This window comes from Streptococcus cristatus (assembly GCF_001578775.1).
In the GTDB taxonomy this organism is placed as follows: domain Bacteria; phylum Bacillota; class Bacilli; order Lactobacillales; family Streptococcaceae; genus Streptococcus; species Streptococcus cristatus_A.
Map to the genome: position 1 here is coordinate 1,335,440 of NZ_KQ969062.1, position 19,320 is coordinate 1,354,759.

Annotated in this window: 20 protein-coding genes; 5 read left to right on the forward strand and 15 right to left on the reverse strand. The window is 42.3% G+C overall.

All coding sequences use genetic code 11. The annotated features are described in order from the left end of the window. Nucleotides 1–201: 201 nt before the first annotated feature. The 7 genes from SCRDD08_RS06665 to SCRDD08_RS06695 all read right to left on the reverse strand — a co-directional run bounded on the left by SCRDD08_RS06665 (nt 202) and on the right by SCRDD08_RS06695 (nt 7,386). Nucleotides 202–1,272 (reverse strand): ABC transporter substrate-binding protein, encoded by a 1,071-nt coding sequence (locus SCRDD08_RS06665; protein ID WP_005590161.1) that lies wholly within the window; start codon nt 1,270–1,272, stop codon nt 202–204. Continuing rightward, nucleotides 1,269–2,042, reverse strand: a complete 774-nt coding sequence (locus SCRDD08_RS06670; RefSeq protein WP_061422949.1) for an ABC transporter permease — start codon at nt 2,040–2,042, stop codon at nt 1,269–1,271. The genes SCRDD08_RS06665 and SCRDD08_RS06670 overlap by 4 nt, the downstream gene beginning before the upstream one ends. After that, nucleotides 2,039–2,845 carry an ABC transporter permease gene (locus tag SCRDD08_RS06675; protein ID WP_061422950.1) on the reverse strand — a complete coding sequence of 269 codons (807 nt, stop codon included), beginning with the start codon at nt 2,843–2,845 and terminating at the stop codon, nt 2,039–2,041. The genes SCRDD08_RS06670 and SCRDD08_RS06675 overlap by 4 nt, the downstream gene beginning before the upstream one ends. Next, complete coding sequence (locus SCRDD08_RS06680; protein WP_048763121.1) at nt 2,826–3,983, reverse strand: ABC transporter ATP-binding protein; 1,158 nt, start codon at nt 3,981–3,983, stop codon at nt 2,826–2,828. The genes SCRDD08_RS06675 and SCRDD08_RS06680 overlap by 20 nt, the downstream gene beginning before the upstream one ends. Nucleotides 3,984–4,163: 180 nt before the next feature. Then, the gene (murB, locus tag SCRDD08_RS06685) at nt 4,164–5,066 is read right to left on the reverse strand and encodes a UDP-N-acetylmuramate dehydrogenase (protein WP_061422951.1); all 903 of its coding nucleotides are present in this window, start codon (nt 5,064–5,066) and stop codon (nt 4,164–4,166) included. A gap of 165 nt (nt 5,067–5,231) precedes the next feature. Next, the gene (gene thrB / locus SCRDD08_RS06690) at nt 5,232–6,098 is read right to left on the reverse strand and encodes a homoserine kinase (protein WP_061422952.1); all 867 of its coding nucleotides are present in this window, start codon (nt 6,096–6,098) and stop codon (nt 5,232–5,234) included. 1 nt (nt 6,099) lies between these two features. After that, entirely contained in the window at nt 6,100–7,386 is a 1,287-nt protein-coding gene (locus SCRDD08_RS06695) for a homoserine dehydrogenase (RefSeq protein WP_061422953.1), read from the reverse strand. 132 nt (nt 7,387–7,518) lie between these two features. Between SCRDD08_RS06695 and SCRDD08_RS06700 the strand changes: the two genes are divergently transcribed. Next, nucleotides 7,519–8,451: a polysaccharide deacetylase family protein gene (locus tag SCRDD08_RS06700; RefSeq protein WP_061422954.1), complete on the forward strand. Its 933-nt coding sequence runs from the start codon at nt 7,519–7,521 to the stop codon at nt 8,449–8,451. 100 nt (nt 8,452–8,551) lie between these two features. Here the strand turns inward: SCRDD08_RS06700 and SCRDD08_RS06705 are convergent, their stop codons facing one another. The 8 genes from SCRDD08_RS06705 to SCRDD08_RS06740 form a co-directional block, all read right to left on the reverse strand. Then, nucleotides 8,552–9,508, reverse strand: a complete 957-nt coding sequence (locus tag SCRDD08_RS06705) for an ABC transporter permease (RefSeq protein WP_061422955.1) — start codon at nt 9,506–9,508, stop codon at nt 8,552–8,554. 1 nt (nt 9,509) lies between these two features. Then, nucleotides 9,510–10,604 carry an ABC transporter permease gene (locus SCRDD08_RS06710; RefSeq protein WP_061422956.1) on the reverse strand — a complete coding sequence of 365 codons (1,095 nt, stop codon included), beginning with the start codon at nt 10,602–10,604 and terminating at the stop codon, nt 9,510–9,512. Between the two features lie 13 nt (nt 10,605–10,617). Continuing rightward, a complete protein-coding gene (locus SCRDD08_RS06715; protein WP_045497051.1) occupies nt 10,618–12,132 on the reverse strand; it encodes an ABC transporter ATP-binding protein in 1,515 nt (504 codons plus the stop codon). 136 nt (nt 12,133–12,268) lie between these two features. Further along, entirely contained in the window at nt 12,269–13,324 is a 1,056-nt protein-coding gene (locus tag SCRDD08_RS06720) for a BMP family lipoprotein (protein ID WP_048791817.1), read from the reverse strand. 71 nt (nt 13,325–13,395) lie between these two features. After that, nucleotides 13,396–13,785 (reverse strand): cytidine deaminase, encoded by a 390-nt coding sequence (locus SCRDD08_RS06725; RefSeq protein WP_015604783.1) that lies wholly within the window; start codon nt 13,783–13,785, stop codon nt 13,396–13,398. Further along, nucleotides 13,772–14,434, reverse strand: coding sequence for a deoxyribose-phosphate aldolase (gene deoC, locus SCRDD08_RS06730; protein ID WP_061422957.1), 663 nt, complete (start codon nt 14,432–14,434; stop codon nt 13,772–13,774). The genes SCRDD08_RS06725 and deoC overlap by 14 nt, the downstream gene beginning before the upstream one ends. A 17-nt stretch (nt 14,435–14,451) precedes the next feature. Further along, a complete protein-coding gene (locus SCRDD08_RS06735) occupies nt 14,452–15,729 on the reverse strand; it encodes a pyrimidine-nucleoside phosphorylase (RefSeq protein WP_005590141.1) in 1,278 nt (425 codons plus the stop codon). A gap of 2 nt (nt 15,730–15,731) precedes the next feature. After that, entirely contained in the window at nt 15,732–16,319 is a 588-nt protein-coding gene (locus tag SCRDD08_RS06740; RefSeq protein ID WP_061422958.1) for a class I SAM-dependent methyltransferase, read from the reverse strand. A 93-nt stretch (nt 16,320–16,412) separates the two neighbouring features. Between SCRDD08_RS06740 and coaA the strand changes: the two genes are divergently transcribed. The 4 genes from coaA to SCRDD08_RS06760 all read left to right on the forward strand — a co-directional run bounded on the left by coaA (nt 16,413) and on the right by SCRDD08_RS06760 (nt 19,257). Continuing rightward, complete coding sequence (gene coaA, locus SCRDD08_RS06745; RefSeq protein ID WP_061422959.1) at nt 16,413–17,333, forward strand: type I pantothenate kinase; 921 nt, start codon at nt 16,413–16,415, stop codon at nt 17,331–17,333. 70 nt (nt 17,334–17,403) lie between these two features. Beyond that, the gene (gene rpsT, locus SCRDD08_RS06750) at nt 17,404–17,640 is read left to right on the forward strand and encodes a 30S ribosomal protein S20 (protein ID WP_001274000.1); all 237 of its coding nucleotides are present in this window, start codon (nt 17,404–17,406) and stop codon (nt 17,638–17,640) included. 68 nt (nt 17,641–17,708) lie between these two features. Next, complete coding sequence (locus SCRDD08_RS06755) at nt 17,709–18,227, forward strand: DNA topology modulation protein (protein WP_061422960.1); 519 nt, start codon at nt 17,709–17,711, stop codon at nt 18,225–18,227. A 301-nt stretch (nt 18,228–18,528) separates the two neighbouring features. Beyond that, nucleotides 18,529–19,257 carry a TraX family protein gene (locus SCRDD08_RS06760; RefSeq protein WP_061422961.1) on the forward strand — a complete coding sequence of 243 codons (729 nt, stop codon included), beginning with the start codon at nt 18,529–18,531 and terminating at the stop codon, nt 19,255–19,257. The last annotated feature ends 63 nt before the right edge of the window (nt 19,258–19,320 follow it).

Sequence of the window (19,320 nt, forward strand, 5' to 3'; positions counted from 1 at the left end):
AAGTCAAAATAGAAAAAAGAGAGTGGGACAGAAATCGGTAATTCGTTAGAATTCGATTTCGTCGTCCCACCTCCGCACAGTTGAGTAGGGCTGTAAAAGCTGATGAAATCAGCGTAGTAGAGCCCACTCAACCCCTGCGCCTTGCTCGATAATCCAAAGACAATTGAGAGGCTAGGACTTTTGTCCCAGCCTCTTCTTTGGCTACTTGCGATACATTTTGACTTGAAGATAGAGGTCATTGTATGTTCCGAGCCATTTTGGACCTAATTGCTGATAGACTTCCAGATGCTTCATGGTTTCTTCGGTTGGATAGAAAGCCTCGTCTTCCTGCACTTCTTCTGGCAGCATGGCCTTGGCAGGAAGGTTTGGCGTTGAGTAGCCAACATAAAGGGCATTTTTATAAGCATTTTCTGGTCTCAACATGAAATTGATAAACTGATAGGCCGCTTTTTTATTTTTGACCGTCTTTGGAATAACGATATTGTCAAACCAAAGATTGCTAGCTTCTGTCGGAACGACATAGCGCAAATCTTCGTTGGCTTCTAGCATTTGGCGAGCTTCGCCAGAGAAGGTCACGCCAATAGCCGCGTTATTCTGAATCATGTAGCCCTTCATCTCATCAGCGACGATGGCCTTGATATTGGGCGTCAGAGTGTAAAGTTTATCGACAGCCTCCTGCAGCTGGTCAGCATCTTTGGAGTTAAGACTATGACCATTCGAGTTCAGACCAATCCCCATGACTTCACGGGCTCCGTCAATCATCATGATGGAGTTTCTGTATTCTGGCTTCCAGAGATCGTTCCAGTGTTCAGGCGCGTGCTCGACCATTTTAGTATTGTAAACAATTCCCAGCGTCCCCCAGAAATAAGGAATGGAATACTGATTTCCTGGATCAAATGGCTGATCCAAAAAGTCTGAACCAATATTTTCTAAGCCTTTGATCTGGCTATGGTCCAATTTCTCCACCAAGTTTTCTTTCATCATTTTAGCAATCATGTACTCGCTTGGGATTGCGATATCGTAGGTAGTACCACCTTGTTTGATTTTTGTGTACATGGCTTCGTTGGAGTCGAAAGTTTCGTACTGCACCTGCACACCTGTTTCCTTGGTAAACTCAGTCAGTAATTCCGGATCAATGTAATCTCCCCAGTTATAAACAACCAATTTATCACTGCCCTTGCTATTGGCTTTACTTTCAATCCGATAGCTAATTCCCCACAAGATCAGGATAATCGCAAGAATCCCTGCTAAAAACGAATAGAGTTTTTTCATGCTGCTTCCTCCTTCTCACGCGTGATAAAGTAATAGCCAATGACTAAAGCGATACTAAAGAGAAAGACCAGAGCAGACAGGGCATTAATTTCCAAGGAAATTCCTTGCCGTGCACGAGAATAAATTTCTACGGAAAGAGTTGAGAAGCCATTTCCTGTTACAAAGAAGGTCACAGCAAAGTCATCGAGTGAGTAGGTAAAAGCCATAAAGTAGCCGGCAATGATCGCTGGTGTCAGATAAGGCAGCATGATTTCCTTGAGCATCTGGACTTGACTGGCTCCCAAATCATAAGCAGCTTTAATCATGTCGTCATTCATTTCTTTCAACCGTGGCAAAATCATCAACACAACAATAGGAATTGAAAAGGCAACGTGGCTAGCCAAAACGGACACAAAGCCCAGCTGGAATTTAGCCGTGGTAAAGAGAATCAGGAAGCTAGCACCAATCATAACGTCAGGAGCCACCATCAGAATATTATTGATGGATAGAAAGGCATCCTGATATTTTTTGCGGGCTTGGTAAATATAAATAGCACCAAAAGTTCCGATAATGGTAGCAATGAGGGAAGAAAGAAAGGCTAAGAAGAAAGTCTGCGCCAAAATCAAAATCAAGCGCGAATCTTCAAACAGCTTTTGAAAATGAACCAGATCAAAGCCCGTAAATTTATTCATGTCATCGCCAGCATTGAAAGCATAGGCAATCAAATAAAAGATCGGAAGATAAAGGATTAGAAACACAATCGCTAAATAGAGATTAGCAATTTTTTTCATCGTTCTCTCCTTTCCTTGGTTGCCCACATAGTGAAGAGCATGGCAATAATCAGAACCACTCCGATGGTTGAGCCCATTCCCCAGTTTTGCGTTGTCAAGAAATGCTGTTCAATGGCTGTACCCAATGTAATAACACGGTTTCCACCGATCAAACGTGTCAGCATGAAGAGACTGAGACTAGGAATGAAAACTGACTGCACGCCACTTCTCACACCATTCATTGAAAGCGGAAAGACGACATTGCGGAAAGTCTGCCAACGATTGGCACCCAAGTCATAGCTGGCATTGATGAGATTGGGATCCAAATCATCCAAGACATTAAAAATTGGCAGAATCATAAAGGGCAGCTCAATGTAGCTAGCAACAAAAATAAAAGAAAAGTCAGTGAAAAGAATCTGCTTGGGACCGATACCGATAAAGGTCAGAAATTCATTCACCGAACCGTTTTGTCCAAAAATACCGATAAAGGCATAAGCCTTAAGCAAAAGATTGATCCAAGTCGGCAGGACAATCAGCATCAGCCAGAGCTGGCGATGCTTGAGCTGGGTCAGAAAATAAGCGGTTGGATAGGATATGAGCAAGGTCACCAAGGTGATGATGCCTGCGTAAAATACCGAATTAAAGCTCATTTTCAGATAGGTCAAATTCTGCGACGTGAAATAAATCCGATAGTTTTCCAGTGTGAACTGCCCTTCGATATTAAAGAATGATTTCCAGACAATCATCATCACCGGAGCTAGGACAAAAAGCAGAATCCAAAGAAAATATGGAACCATAAAAAGGTTAGAGGTTGTTTTCTTCATCTCTTTCCTCCTCAATGGCGTTTATCAGCCCTGCTTCTTGCTCTTCGATTTCTACGTATTCTTCAATCCGAGCATCAAATTCTTCCTCGGTTTCATTGAGGCGCATGATATGGATATCCTCTGGTTCAAAGTCCAGACCGATTTCTTCTCCGACGATGGCCTTGCGGGTCGAGTGGATCATCCATTCATTTCCGAGTTCATCATAGGCGATGATTTCATAATGAACCCCGCGGAAAAGCTGGGTATCCACTTTAACCTGCAGTTTTCCTTCTTCAGGCAAGGTAATGCGCAAATCCTCTGGACGGATCACCACTTCAACGGATTCGTTTGGTCGCATGCCTCCGTCAACTGCTTCAAAGCGCTTGCCATTGAACTCGACCAAGTAGTCTTCGATCATCTTACCTGGCAGGATATTAGATTCTCCGATAAAGGTCGCAACAAAGTGGTTAATCGGCTCATCATAGATATCCACTGGCGTTCCTGACTGGACAATCTCCCCTTCATTCATGACAAAAATCCAGTCACTCATAGCTAGGGCTTCTTCCTGGTCGTGAGTGACAAAGACAAAAGTGATCCCGAGACGCTGTTGGAGTTCACGAAGCTCATATTGCATATCCGTCCGCAACTTCAAATCCAGCGCAGAAAGAGGCTCGTCTAGTAGGACAACCCGCGGCCGATTGATGATGGCACGGGCAATGGCTACCCGCTGACGTTGACCGCCTGAAAGTCTCCGAATTGAACGACGCTCATATCCTTCCAGCTGAACCATTTTCAGAACTTCAGTAACCCGTTCTTCAATTTCTTTTTTGTCTACCTTCCGCAACCGCAACGGAAAGGCTACATTCTCAAAAACATTCATATGCGGGAAAAGGGCATAGGACTGGAATACAGTATGAACATCCCGTTTATTGGTAGGAATGTCATTGATGCGGACACCATCCAAAAAGATGTCTCCCGTAGTCGCATCCAACAGTCCTGCAATAATATTAAGGATGGTTGACTTCCCAGAGCCAGAAGCTCCTAGAAGCGTATAAAATTTTCCTTCTTCTAATTCAAAGTTAATATCTTTGAGAACGACGGTGTTACTGTCTTCAAAAACCTTCGAAACGTTTTTGAACTCAATAATTGGTTTTTTCAATTGGCATAAATTCCTTCTTTTCCATGTATTAACAGATTTTTGGCTCTGTCAGACCAAAAGAACCTCTCGAAGGCTACTAGGGCCCTGCATACTTGCGATATCGATAGGCTTTCACCCCCTTTACTAATGACACATGGATATTGGCTACCCTAAAGACTTGGACAATTGCATATCGGACTCTTATGCTTCTCCAATAATTCGAACTTCTCGTTCCAGAGTGACACCAGAATGCTCCTCTACTGTTTTAATAACATGAGCAATCAACTCTTCATAATCACTAGCTGTACCATGATCAACATTAATCATGAAACCAGCATGCTTTTCTGAAACCTCTACACCACCGATTCGATAGCCTTTTAAACCAGCCTCACTGATGAGCTGACCAGCAAAATGCCCCAGAGGACGCTTAAAGACCGACCCACATGATGGATATTCCAAAGGCTGCTTGAGTTCACGCAGATAGGTCAGGCGTTCCATTTCTTGATGAATGTTTTGGTGGACACCTGGTGCCAGACCAAACTTAGCTGAAATGACGATGTCGCCAGTTTCTTGAATAAGTGAATGACGATAGCCAAAGCGCATATCACGCGCATCCAAGGTCTTAATTTCCCCTTCAGGTGTCAATACCTTGCAGGAAACAAGCACATGAGCAATTTCACCGCCATAAGCACCAGCATTCATAAAGACAGCACCGCCGACACTACCCGGGATGCCGCAGGCAAATTCAAAGCCAGTTAAACTATGATGCAGGGCAATACGAGTGGTCTGAGTTAGATTTGCACCGGCCTCTGCTTCAATCGTATAACCATCTACTGCTACATTATTTAGCTTGTCAAACATGATGACAAAGCCTCGAATACCGCCATCTCGAACAATAATATTGCTTGAATTCCCGAGCACCAACCAAGGAATATTTTCACGATTGGCCAATTTGACAATCCGAGCCAATTCATAACGGTTGCGTGGAAAAACTAAGAAATCGGCAGCTCCGCCTACCTTTGTATAAGTGTATTGACTCAAAGGTTCATTAAAACGGATGTCGATTCCTTCTAATTCCGCAGAAAATTTTTCTAGGTTTTGCATGACTTACTCTCTTCTTTACAAATTACACTCTATTATATCAAAATTAAATGATATTTACGATAGACTGGGGGAAATAAAGATTCTTTTTCAAAGCAAAAAGAAAGAGGAGAACGAAGATTGTAGACCAACACTGCGTCCACAAGTTCGTCATCCTCAAACTCTCTTCTATTTTTCTACACGTACACCCTGAGTATCAACTTGCAACTGGAAGACTTGTCCATCAAAACCTTGTTCCTTGATTTGCTGATAAATCTGTTCAGCCTTGTCTTTCGGAGATAAAACCATAACAGTCGGACCAGCTCCAGAGATATAAGTCGCAAAAGCGCCCTGTTTTCTGGCTAAGAATTTAATATCAGAAAATTCTTTGATAAGCGGTTGGCGATATCTCTCATGGAAACGATCAGATTCAATGGCACGACCAGCTGTTTTCATATCGCCCTTTAAGAGCGCTGCAACAGCGACATTGGCTACAGAGCTTGCTGCAACAGCTTCCTTGTATGAAAGGCGATTAGGCAAGACACGGCGGCTTTCAACTGTTCTCAACTCATAATCGGGAATAAAAGCGATAAAGCTGACCTCTGGGAAATCTGACACGACAGCTGAAACTTGATTTTGGAAAGAGCTTGCAATCACTAGATTTCCATAAATCGCTGGTGCCACATTGTCAGGATGGCCTTCGATTTTTGTCGCAATTTTCAGCTTTTCATGATCTGATAAGTTCAGATTTGCTAACTGATTAGCCAGTTCAATCCCAGCAACGATAACAGAGCTAGAAGAGCCAAGACCGCGTGCCAAAGGAACATCGCTGGTCATTTTTAAGCGATGAGGCTGAAGGTCTGGAGCTAATTGCAGGGCAATCTTGATTAGTAAATTCCGTTTATCCGTTGGAATTCGAGGATTGAGGTCATGCTCAATAACCCACTCCTGACTTTCTTCCAAGACTTCGATTTCTAAATATTTGGAGACTGCAACACCAACTGAGTCAAAACCAGGTCCGATATTGGCACTGGTTGCTGGTACAATAATTTTCATCTTATTCTCCTAATACTTTAAAGGTATTGAGCAATTCAAACTCTGGTACCTCACGGAGTTTGGCAACGACATTTTCTAGCTGAGTCTTGCTGACAGCATGCGTGATGATGACTACACGAGCAGTTTCACCATCTGTACCTTCTTGCAGAATTTGCTTGAAAGAAATTTCTTCAGCATTGAAGATTTCAGCCAAATGCAAGACTTGACCTTTGGCATCTGGAGCCAAGATAGAGAAATAATAGTTGCTCTTAACATCCTCAGGTTTAGCCAAGACAAGCTCGCGACTAAATTCATTGAAAGCTTTGCCAATCGTGCCTTCATTTAAGCGATGGACAATACGGACGATATCCGCAACGACACTGGTAGCAGTTGGTTTTTGACCTGCACCTGGACCGTAATACATGGATTCTCCGATACCGATTGACTCGACAAAGACCGCATTCATTACGCCGTTTACGCTAGCTAGTGGATGCGCTTTTGGCAAGAAAGTCGGTGTCACTTCCGCAGCGATTCCTGATGGCGTTTCCTCAATTGAGCCGACTAATTTCACTACATAGCCCAAATCTTGAGCAACAGCGACATCTTCTGGCGTGATGTTGCGAATACCTTGGTGACTGACATCTTCAAACTTGATGTTCATACCGAAAGCAAATTGGCTGAGAATGACCATTTTATAGGCTGCGTCAATTCCATCAACATCGTTAGTCGGATCGCTTTCAGCAAATCCTAAACGTTGCGCTTCCGCAAGAGCATCCTCATAAGACCAACCTTCTTCTACCATCTTGGTCATCATGAAGTTAGATGTTCCATTGACCACGCCCAAAACGCGAGTAATCTTGTCAGATGCTAATGAATTAACCAAGGTGCGCAAAATTGGGATACCGCCGGCAACAGCAGCTTCATAATAAAGGGCAACACCATTTTTCTGAGCAATGTCTAACAATTCAGAACCATGAACTGCCAGCAAATCTTTGTTAGCAGTTACCACATGCTTACCTGCTTCAAGTGCTCGTGTGATAAAGGTTTTAGCTGGTTCAATCCGTCCCATCAGCTCCACTACGATCGCAATTTCGCCGTCATTTAAGATTTCATCCACATTGGTTACAAAGTTATAATCATTTCCAGCTGCCAATAGACGTTCTTTTTCAGCATCATCCTTGACCAAGACTTTTGCGACTTCAATCTCAGAATGAGCAGCCTGAACAATCTTTTCTCCATTTTCTTTCAACAAGAAAGGGACACCACTGGCAACTGTTCCAAAACCAAGTAAAGCAATTTTAATAGACATGAGGAACTCCTTGAATATTTCTTATATAAAAAACATTATAACAAAAATATATAGAAATGCCTACAAATCTATTTGTATATTTGTTATAATGTAAATAAAAATTTTAAACTCATGAGATTAGAAGGAGATACCATGACAGATAAACACATTGGAAGACGCATGCAAAGACATAAAGCTAAGAAAAAGGCATTCCTTTTTTCTATTATCAATCTTTTCTTGCTCCTTGCCCTAATCGTAGGCGGAATTTATCTTTGGAAGACTCAGTTCTCTCCTAGCAAACAATCCTCTGCAGGCAACCAAACTGTGCAATCCACCTCGAAGCCAGACTCTACCTCAACAAATGAAGAAGCTTCAAAAATCAAGTGGTTAAAACAAGACGAGCCTGTTAAGATCCCAATCTTGATGTACCATGCGATCCATGTAATGGATCCCTCTGAGGCAGCCAATGCTGGTTTGATTGTAGATCCAACTACTTTTGAAAGTCATTTGCAGGACCTGAAAGAAGCTGGTTACTATACTTTAACCCCAGATGAAGCTTACAAAGCTTTGACAGAAAATGTCCTACCTGAAAATAAAAAAGTAGTCTGGCTGACCTTTGACGATAGTTTGAAAGACTTTTATACCAATGCCTTCCCGCTACTTCAAAAGTACCAGATGAAGGCAACCAACAATGTCATTACTGGATTTGTCCAAGCTGGCCGTGAAGATATGCTGACGCTAGATGAGATCAAAGAAATGAAGGAAAAGGGAATGTCCTTTGAAGACCATACCGTCAACCACCCTGATCTATCAACTGCTACTGCTGATCAACAAACCCTTGAACTACGTGATTCTAAAGCCTTTTTAGATGACAATCTATCACAGAAGACGACGACTGTTGCCTATCCATCTGGCCGCTATAGTGATGCGACCTTGCAGATCGCTGAAAGTCTGGGTTATAAGATGGGATTGACGACCAATAACGGCCTGGCTTCACTGTCTAACGGATTACTCTCGCTCAATCGTGTTCGAGTGAACCCAACCACTACTGCAGAAGATTTATTAAACGAAATTGCTACAAATTAATCTTAGAAAGCTTGCTTCAGACGAAGCAGGCTTTTTCTATTTCCTATAGCAGCTTTTTCCAATCACAAAAACACCAGCTCCAAAGAACTGGTGTAAAAAATTATTTAGACTTGATGTAGTTGATACCGTCTGCTTTCGGAGCAACAGCTTTACCGAAGAAGGCTGCAAGAACCACAATCGTCAAAACGTATGGTGCAATCTGTAGATAAACTGTTGGTACTTTTGAAAGAAGAGGCAACTGATTTCCAATAACGGCTAAACTTTGAGAAGCTCCAAAGAAGAGACTTGCCAACATAGCACCGATAGGACTCCATTTACCAAAGATCATAGCTGCCAAGGCGATAAATCCTGGACCTATGATAGTTGTCACAGCAAAGTTAACGGAGATTGACTGAGCATAGATAGCTCCACCAATACCACCAAGCAGACCAGAAATCATAACACCGCAATAGCGCATGAGATAAACATTGATTCCCAATGTATCTGCTGCCTGCGGATGTTCTCCAACTGAGCGAAGACGCAATCCGAACTTTGTCTTAAACATGATAAACCAAGCAAGGAAAGAGAAGACGATGGCCAAATATCCCATCAGACTTGTATGTTTGAAGAATATATCTCCTATAACTGGAATATCAGACAAAATAGGAAAATTAAATTTACCAAATGAACGCTGAATGTTGTCTGTTTGCCCCTTGTTGTAGATAGCTTTAACAAGGAAGACTGCCAAGGCTGGTGCTAATAAGTTTAGAACCGTACCACTAACGACGTGGTCTGCGCGGAAGTTAATGGTTGCTACAGCATGGATAAGAGAAAAGAGCACTCCGACCAAACCAGCAGCAATCAGGGAAAGCCACGGAGTCAAGCTGCCAAAACTACTTTCGAAAGTCAAGTTAAAGAGAACGCCTGTAAATGCTCCCATTACCATGATCCCTTCCAAGCCGACATTGACGACTCCGGCATGCTCCGAATAAGCTCCACCGATACTTGTGAAAATCAAGGGAGCCGCATAAATCAGCATAGATGATACTAATAAACCTAATATCGTTACAATACTCATCCTAGTTTCCCCCTTTCACTTTACCAGCTTCTTGCTTACGGTTTTTAAATAATTCAAAAACTGTCTTACCAGTCAGACGCTCAATCAGGTAATGGGCGCTGACAAAGAAGATAATCGAAGCTGTCACGATATTGACTAATTCTGTTGGAATCTGAGCCACGTTCATACCTGGCGCACCAACACTTAAAACTGCAAAGAGGAAGGCTGCAAAGAGGATACCAACTGGAGAGTTTGCTGCCAAAAGACTTACTGCCATACCATTGAAACCAACGCTCAATGAACTTCCTTGTACAAAGACGTTCTGATAAGTACCCAGTCCTTCTACGACTCCTCCAAGTCCTGCAAGGGCTCCAGAAATAATCATGGACAAGATAATAGTCCGTTTAGAGGACATCCCTGCGTATTCAGATGCATTCGGGTTCAGCCCTACAGCGCGGATTTCAAAGCCAAGTGTTGTTTTCTTCAGCATATACCAGATCAGCACAACTGCAATCAAAGCGAAGAAAATACCAATATTCATCCGAGAGTTAGCTGTCAAACTTCTCAGCCATTCTGTTTGATAAATAGCATTGGCACCAACACGCTTACTAGAGTCAACACTCTGCATCACAGATTTTGGAAAGCTACGGATAAAGGCATTTCCAACAAAGAGGACGATATAGTTCATCATAATCGTAACGATGACTTCGCTCGTTCCTAAATAGGCACGCAGAACCCCTGGAATAGCACCAATAATCCCACCAGCTACTGCTGCAATCACTACAGTTGCTAGCAACATCAATGGGCGAGGTAGGTCAGGGAAGGAAAGGGCAAACCAACCAGCCAGAATCCAACCAGCCAAGGCTTGGCCCGGAAGTCCAACATTGAAAAATCCAGCCCGACTAGCAACGGCAAAACCCAGACCAATGAGAACTAGAGGTCCCATCGCCCGAGAAATTTCACCCAAACTTCTCAAAGAACCGAATGCCGTTTTAAAGAGGGATTCATATCCCCAGATGGCATCATAGCCAAAGATAGCCATGACAATCGCTCCCAATAAAATCCCTAAAAGAACTGAGATTAAGGGAACTGCGATCTGCTGTGTTTTTTTAGACATTTGAATCTCCCTTCTAAATCTTACCACCAGCCATGAGAATACCAAGTTCTTGCTTATTGGTTTTCTCTGGAGTCACAATTCCTTGAATCTTGCCATCATGGATAACGGCGATTCTGTCAGAAAGATTGAGTATTTCATCTAGCTCAAAGCTGACAACAAGAACTGCCTTACCTTGAGTACGCTCCTCAATCAAGCGTTTATGGATATACTCAATTGCTCCGACATCAAGTCCACGAGTAGGCTGACTGACAATCAACAAGTCTGGATCACGATCCACTTCCCGAGCAATGATAGCCTTCTGCTGGTTTCCTCCTGAGAGGGCTGAAGCAGGTACATACTCGCTAGCTGCCCGCACATCAAACTCTTTCATCAGATTGCACGCGTAAGAGTAAATATTATTGTAATTCAAGATGCCGTTTTTGCTGAGCGGCTCCTTGTAGTAAGTCTGCAAAGCAATATTTTCAGAAATGGACATCTGCAGCACCAACCCGTCACGATGGCGATCTTCAGGTACGTGGCTGACCTTCATTTCAGTAATCTGGCGTGGTTTCTTACCAATCACGGACTGGTTCTTGATCAAAATTTCACCCGAGCTTGCTTTTCTAAGTCCTGTAATAGCTTGAATCAACTCCGTCTGACCATTTCCATCAATTCCTGCAATCCCAACAATCTCACCAGCACGAACATCCAGTGAAAGTCCCTTAACAGCTGGAACGCCGCGATTCTCTTCAACGACAAGATTCTTGATTGAAAGAACTGTTTCTTGCGGATTAGAAGGTTTCTTCTCAGTCTTGAAGGAAACAGCCCGTCCCACCATCATTTCTGCCAAGTCTTGGTTGGTTGCACCAGCAATTTCAACGGTTTCGATTGATTTTCCTCGACGAATAACGGTCACTCGGTCAGAAACTGCACGAATCTCATCCAACTTATGGGTAATAAGAATGATAGACTTACCTTCTTTGACCAAGTTTTTCATGATTTTCATCAATTCATCAATCTCAGATGGTGTCAAAACAGCTGTTGGTTCGTCAAAGATGAGGATATCTGCACCACGGTAAAGGGTCTTCAGAATTTCAACCCGTTGTTGTGCTCCGACGGAAATGTCTTCAATCTTGGCAGATGGATCGACCGACAAACCATATTTCTTAGACAAACGCTTAATTTCTTGCGTAGCGCGTTTCAAGTCTAAAATACCATTTTTTGTAATCTCACTTCCAAGAATAATATTTTCAGCAACAGTGAAGGCTTCCACAAGCATAAAGTGCTGATGCACCATCCCGATACCAAGTGAGGCCGCCTTTGATGGAGAGTCCAGCTTAACTGGCTTTCCGTTTACTACAATCTCACCACTAGTCGGCTCAAGTAGGCCGGCCAACATATTCATCAAGGTTGACTTCCCGGCACCATTTTCTCCTAAAAGAGCGTGAATTTCACCTTTTCGGAGTTCCAAATTGATTTTATCATTGGCCACAAATTCACCAAAAATCTTGGTAATTTCTCGCATTTCAATGACATTTTCATGTGTCATGGCTCTTTCCTTTCCAGAATTTCATTTTATATCGATATAACCTCCTCGGACTCCTATCCTAGTAGGCTTAATCGATGCAAAGGCGTCAGAATTTAAAAATGAGCGACCCTAGTAGGTCGGATCGCTCAACATTCAATTATTTATCAGGAACTGTGAGGCTGCCGTCAAGGATTTTAGCTTTCGCTTCTTCAACAGCTTTTTTAGCATCTTCAGACAGGTTGGTTGTTGTCAAATCAACACCACCGTCTTTCAAACCAAAGGTTGTAGTTTTACCACCTGGGAATTTACCTTTAGCAGTTTGATTAGCGATGTCTTGGACAGTCTTACCAACTTGTTTCAAGCTTGATGCCAAGACAAAGTTAGACTCTTTACCATCTTTAGATTTGTATTTACCTTCTTCAGTTTGGTCACGGTCAACACCAAGTACCCAAACTTTTTCATTTTCATTTCTTGTTTCGTTGATTGACTTAGCTTCGTTAAATACTCCAGCACCAGTACCACCAGCTACTTGGTAAACAACATCCGCACCGCCAGCATAGTGAGCAGCAGCAATTGTTTTACCTTTAGCTGCATCGCCGAATGAGCCAGCATAGTCCACTTTAATCTTGATAGATGGATCAACTGATTTCACACCAGCCTCGAAACCTTTTTCAAAACGTGTGATAACTGCGCCTTCTATACCACCTATGAAACCAACTTGTTTTGTCTTAGTAGTTTTTGCAGCTGCAACACCAGCAAGGTAAGCTGCTTCATTATCTGCAAAGACTGCTGAAGCAACATTCTTTTGACCTTCAATCACATCGTCAATAATAACGTAGTTAATACTTGAATTATCTTTTGCAGCAGATTCAACGGCATCACGAAGGGCAAAACCGATACCAAACACTAGGTTGTAACCATCCGTAGCAGCTTGGTTTAGGTTGTTCGCGTATTGTGACTCGTCAGTTGACTGGAAGTAAGTATAGCCATTATCTTTTGAAAGGCCATTTTCTTTACCCCAAGCTTGCAAACCTTCCCATGCAGATTGGTTAAATGACTTATCATCAACACCACCTGTATCGGTTACGATAGCAGCTTTTAAATCAGTTTTAGCGTTAGAGCTATCTGATTTAGACGCACGATTCCCACATGCAGCAAGTCCGATTGCTGCGACAGACACTAGACCAAGACCTAGCCATTGTTTCTTGTTCATTTCTGAACCTCCTATATAAGATGTGCAACTTAGTTGCAAGTTTAATTTTGGTCAGTTGACCAGCAACAGACTCAAGTTAAGTCTGTAAAAGAGTATGGAAGTAACTCCTTGACCGTCATCACGACCGTCGATTTATCTTTAGCGACCAAGGTCACTGGTAAATCCTGATTAAAAAACTCTGCCATTACTTGGCGGCAGGCACCACACGGAGAGATCGGTTTTTCCGTTTCTCCGTAAACAATTAATTCCTCAAAGTCTAAAAAGCCTTCAGAAACAGCTTTAAAAATGGCTGTTCGCTCTGCACAATTGGTCAAGCCGAAACTAGCATTTTCGACATTGACACCTGTGAAAACTTGTCCATTTTTAGCTACTAAAACAGCTCCGACAGGGAAATGAGAGTATGGAACATAGGCATTCTTCGTGGTTTCTACAACTAAATCAATCAAATCAGTAGTCGCCATTAGCCACGTCTCCCTCCATAATCGCTACACCAGAGGATGCTCCAATGCGAGTCGCACCAGCTTTGATAAAGGCAAGTGCATCTTCGTAAGAACGGGCACCGCCAGAAGCCTTGACTCCCATATCTGGCCCAACTGTCTTACGCATCAAAGCTACATCCTCAACGGTTGCACCACCAGTTGAGAAACCAGTGGATGTCTTGACAAAATCCGCACCAGCTTTCTGAGCAATTTGACAAGCTTTCACTTTCTCATCATCTGTCAAGAGACAGGTCTCAATAATGACCTTGACCAAGGTTCCTTTGGCAGCTTCCACAACAGCTCGAATGTCTTTTTCAATTAAATCAAAGTTTCGAGACTTTAGAGCACCGATATTGATGACCATGTCGATTTCATTCGCTCCGTTTTGGATGGCATCACTCGTTTCAAAAGCCTTGAGCTCCGGAGTATTTGCTCCCAGAGGAAAACCAATGACCGTACAGACTTTAACATCTGTAGCTTTTAGTGCTTGCGCAGCAAAATTCACCCAAGTCGGATTGACACAGACGTTAGCAAAATCATATTTTTTTGCCTCTTCAATTAAAGTAGCAATCTGCTCCTGACTTGCATCAGGTTTCAAAAGCGTATGATCAATGTATTTGTTTAATTTCATGTTGGATTCTCCTAGAATTAAGCGATCACTTCGACAATCTCGCTTACTGCAACGCTTTCACTACCTATTCTAACATTTTTTTGGAATTCTGTAACTAGTTCTTGAGAAATTTTTTCATTTGCGTAAATTTTTGCGACAATTTCCCCAATTTCGACTGTTTCGCCAACCTTCTTTTCAAACACGATTCCAGTTTCATAATCTAGTTTATCAGATTTGACTGCTCGTCCTGCTCCTAATCTCATCGCAAACAAGCCAAATTCCATAGCTGGAAGCTCTGTGATAAAGCCAGATTGCTCTGCTCTCACTTCAGCCACATAAGCCGCCTGGGATGGCCGATACAAGTCCTCTAGATCACCACCTTGAGCCGCAATCATCTCTTCAAATTTTTTCAATGCTGCTCCATTTGTCAGATGTTCTCTGATTTCAGAAACTGACTTCTCAACATTAGCCAAATCAAGCATAATCCGAGCGAGCTCGCAGATAAACTCCGTAATATCTTCGCGTCCTTGCCCTTGAAGGATTTCCAATGCTTCCAAGATTTCCAAACGATTGCCAATGCTAGTACCCAAAGGCTGACTCATGTCCGTAATAACTGCAACTGTTCTGCGTCCGACAGCCTTACCTAAATCTACCATGGTACGGGCTAGGACACGGGCATCCTCTAGATTTTTCATAAAGGCACCTTCACCGACGGTCACATCCAGCAAGATGCTGTCTGCACCAGCGGCGATTTTCTTGCTCATAACCGAACTGGCAATCAAAGGAATGGTATCAACTGTAGCAGTCACGTCACGTAGAGCATAGAGAAGCTTGTCTGCCTTGACCAGCTGGTCTGACTGACCGATGACGGATACACCAATATCCTGAACCTGCTTGATGAAATCTTCCTGACTGCGCTCTACCTGGTAGCCCTTGACAGACTCGAGCTTGTCTATGGTACCGCCCGTGTGGCCTAAGCCTCGTCCGCTCATCTTGGCAACGGGCACGCCAAAGCTAGCTACGAGAGGAGCCAAGATTAAGGTAACCTTATCTCCCACTCCACCAGTCGAATGCTTATCTACCTTAATACCTGAAATGGCTGACAGGTCAAACTGCTGGCCTGTACCTACCATGGCCATGGTCAAATCTGAAATTTCCCGAGTAGTCATTCCTTTAAAGTAAACAGCCATAGCAAAGGCTGACATCTGGTAATCTGGTACTGTTCCAGCTACATAGCCCTCAATCAGCCATTCAATCTCTTGACTGGACAATTCTAGTCCATCTCGTTTCTTTTGAATAATATCAACTGCCCGCATCTTTATTTCACACTCCTTAGGATATAATAGCCTTTGTCCTTCCTGAGAGTCTCGCAGTTGCCAAATACTTCTTCCATCTTGGTTTTAGCGCTGGGAGCTCCTTGTTTCTTTTGGATAACAATCGTCAAATCCCCATCCGCTAGCAAGTGATCATAGCTACCTGAAATAACCTCGTGCACCACCTGCTTACCGGCGCGAATCGGTGGATTGCTGATAATATGATGAAATTGTCCGGTTACCTGTTCGTAAACATTGGACTGGAAAATATCCGCAGATACTTGGTTCGCATCTGCATTTTTTCTAGCCAAGTCTAGCGCTCGCTGATTGATATCCACGAGAGTGACTTCTAGCTCTTGCGCTTTAGCCAGAGTCAAGCCCAGCGTTCCATAACCGCAGCCGACATCCAGCAACGTTTCTTTTTTGTTAAATTCCAAGGCAGACAACAACACTCGACTGCCGTAATCGATCATTTTTTTGCTAAAGACACCAGCATCTGTTAAAAAGGTCATCTGTTGCCCTAATAATTCCACTTTTAATTCATGAATGTCATGTTTGGCATCCGGATTTTCTGCAAAATACATTTTAGTCATAAAACCATTTTATCATAAATTTTCTAGATTTGTAAATCGTTTTCATTTCTCCAAAAGTATGTTATACTAAAATCCATCATATAGGAGTAACTTATGACTAACGAATTTCTTCATTTTGAAAAAATCAGCCGCCAAACTTGGCAGAATCTGCATCGAAAGAAAAATCCACCGCTTACTGAGTCCGAACTCAATTCTATCAAGAGTTTCAATGACAAGATCAGTCTACAGGATGTAACAGATGTTTATCTACCTCTGACAAATCTCATTCAAATTTACAAACGTTCCAAAGAAGATCTCGCTTTTTCAAAAGGTATTTTTCTACAAAAGGAGAGTAAAAGGCAGCCCTTTATTATCGGAGTATCTGGCAGTGTTGCCGTTGGAAAATCAACGATTAGCCGCCTATTGCAAATCCTCCTATCACGGACTTTTACAAATGCCACCGTTGAATTAGTGACGACAGATGGCTTTCTCTATCCTAATCAAATTTTGATTGATTCAGGCATTTTAAATCGCAAAGGCTTCCCCGAAAGCTATAATATGGAACTCTTGCTGGACTTTTTAGACCGCATTAAAAATGGTCAAAACTATGAAATTCCCGTCTACTCGCACGAAATTTATGATATTGTCCCGAATGAAAAACAGGAAATCAAGGCAGCTGACTTTGTCATCGTAGAAGGTATCAACGTTTTCCAAAATCCGCAAAATGAACGCCTTTATATGACTGACTTTTTCGACTTCTCTATCTACGTTGATGCCGAAGTCGAAAATATCGAGTCTTGGTATCTGGATCGCTTTAAAAAATTATTGGCACTAGCCAAGCATGACACGAATAATTACTACCATCGCTTTACGACCCAGCCCGAAGAAGAAGTCATAGCGCTGGCCCATAATATCTGGGAAACAATCAATCTTGTGAACTTATTAGACTATATTGAGCCAACTCGTAATAGGGCCGAAGTGATTTTGCATAAGGCTAGAAATCATGAAATTGACGAAATCTATCTAAAAAAATAATTTAGACTTGTCAAATCACAACTTTTCATATATAATTAGATAGTTAGTATTTTCAATGGAGGTGAATAACTTGGCAAACATTAAGTCAGCTATCAAACGCGCTGAATTGAACGTTAAACAAAACGAAAAAAACTCAGCTCAAAAATCAGCTATGCGTACTGCAATCAAAGCATTTGAAGCAAACCCGTCTGAAGAACTTTTCCGTGCTGCTAGCTCAGCTATCGATAAAGCAGAAACTAAAGGTTTGATCCACAAAAACAAAGCAAGCCGCGATAAAGCACGTCTTTCAGCTAAACTTGCTAAATAATGCATCGCGCATACAAAGGAGCTCCACGGAGCTTTTTTTTGTTGCTCACTGTAATTAGGAGAATGTATATGAAGATTGCTATCATCGGCTACTCAGGCTCTGGCAAGTCAACCTTAACCCAGCAGTTAGGCCACTTTCACCATATTCCCGTGCTTCATCTGGATACGATTCGGTTTGAAAAAAACTGGCAGACTCGTAGCCAAGACCAAGTCAAGGCTGATTTAGCGGATTTCCTCCATCAAGAACAATCCTGGGTCATCGATGGCAACTATTCCTTTGCCTACTTTGAGGAACGGATGACGCAGGCTGACCAGATTATCTTTATGAACTTTTCTCGCTGGAACTGCCTCTATCGTGCCTTTAAACGCTATCTAAAATATCGAAATCAAGTACGAGAGAGTATGGCATCTGGCTGTACTGAAAGACTGGATTGGGAATTCATCCGCTGGATCCTTTGGGATGGCAGGACAAGAGAGACTAAAAATCTCTATCAAAAGGTTCGTCAGACCTATCCTGAAAAATTTATCGAATTGCAGAATCAAAAGCAATTATCAGACTATGTAAAAGAATCTGGGACAAAAGTCTAACCTTAAATATAAAAAGCGAACAAAACGGAGTTATCTGACACTCAGAATTCTGTCTTGTTCACTTTTTTGTCTAATCTATCAATTTTAAAAATTTATAATAAAGAATCCCTAAAATCAAAATCTTTTTGTCCCAGCCTCGTTCAGTCTTATTTGTCAAGAAAAATCAGAAGTATTCATCGATGAGGTAAAAAGGTGAAATTCCAACTTACAAAATTGTAAGAAAAATGAGAGAAATGTAAGCTAAAGAAATGGAAAGAAGAAACTCTTTCTTGTATCATAGGAAAGGAAAAAGGAGTATCCTATGAAAAAAATGATTGACAATAGCAGTTTGAAACTGCTTGCTATGCTTGCAATGCTGATTGACCATATCGCCTGGGTATCTTTTCCACTGGCTACCAATATGAATATTCTCTCTCCTAACTGGCTGGCCAATAGTATGCACATAATTGGCCGCCTGGCTTTTCCAGTCTTTGCCTTTTGTATTGCAGAAGGCTATCGGCACAGTCATGATGTGAGCAAGTATATGAGACGATTAGGGCTGCTGGCTCTTATCAGTATCATCCCTTTCTCTCTGATGGGCTGGGTTACTGGTCTTGGCTTTATCATGCAAAATACGGTTGTTACTCTCTTTTTGGGGCTCTGTGCTCTTTATTACAGTGATCAGCAAACAGCAACCTGGAGAAAAGTTCTAATTATTCTACTATGTTTCACTCTGTCCATTATCGCTGACGGCGGACTGACGGGAGGAGTTTTTGGTATCTATTCCTTTGCAAAGATTAAAGACCCAATCTTCCGAAAAATTGGCGGTGTCTTGGCACTAAATAGTGTGCAAATCCTAATTTTGGCCTTCAATTTCTCCTATGATGGTCTGGCTGATCTGGCTGCCACCTGTCTTCTATTTCTCCTCGTGACCTCTTTCTACAACGGTCAAAAAGGGGCCAATATTGGAAAAGTATTTTACTGGTTTTATCCCCTTCATTTGCTCGCCCTGTCTCTGTTTCGAATTGCCTTACTCTTATTTCTAATGTAGTTAATGAATGTATTAAAAGTTGCAGTAGAATACCTGTTAAGTTAATTTTTATTTTGGTAAATC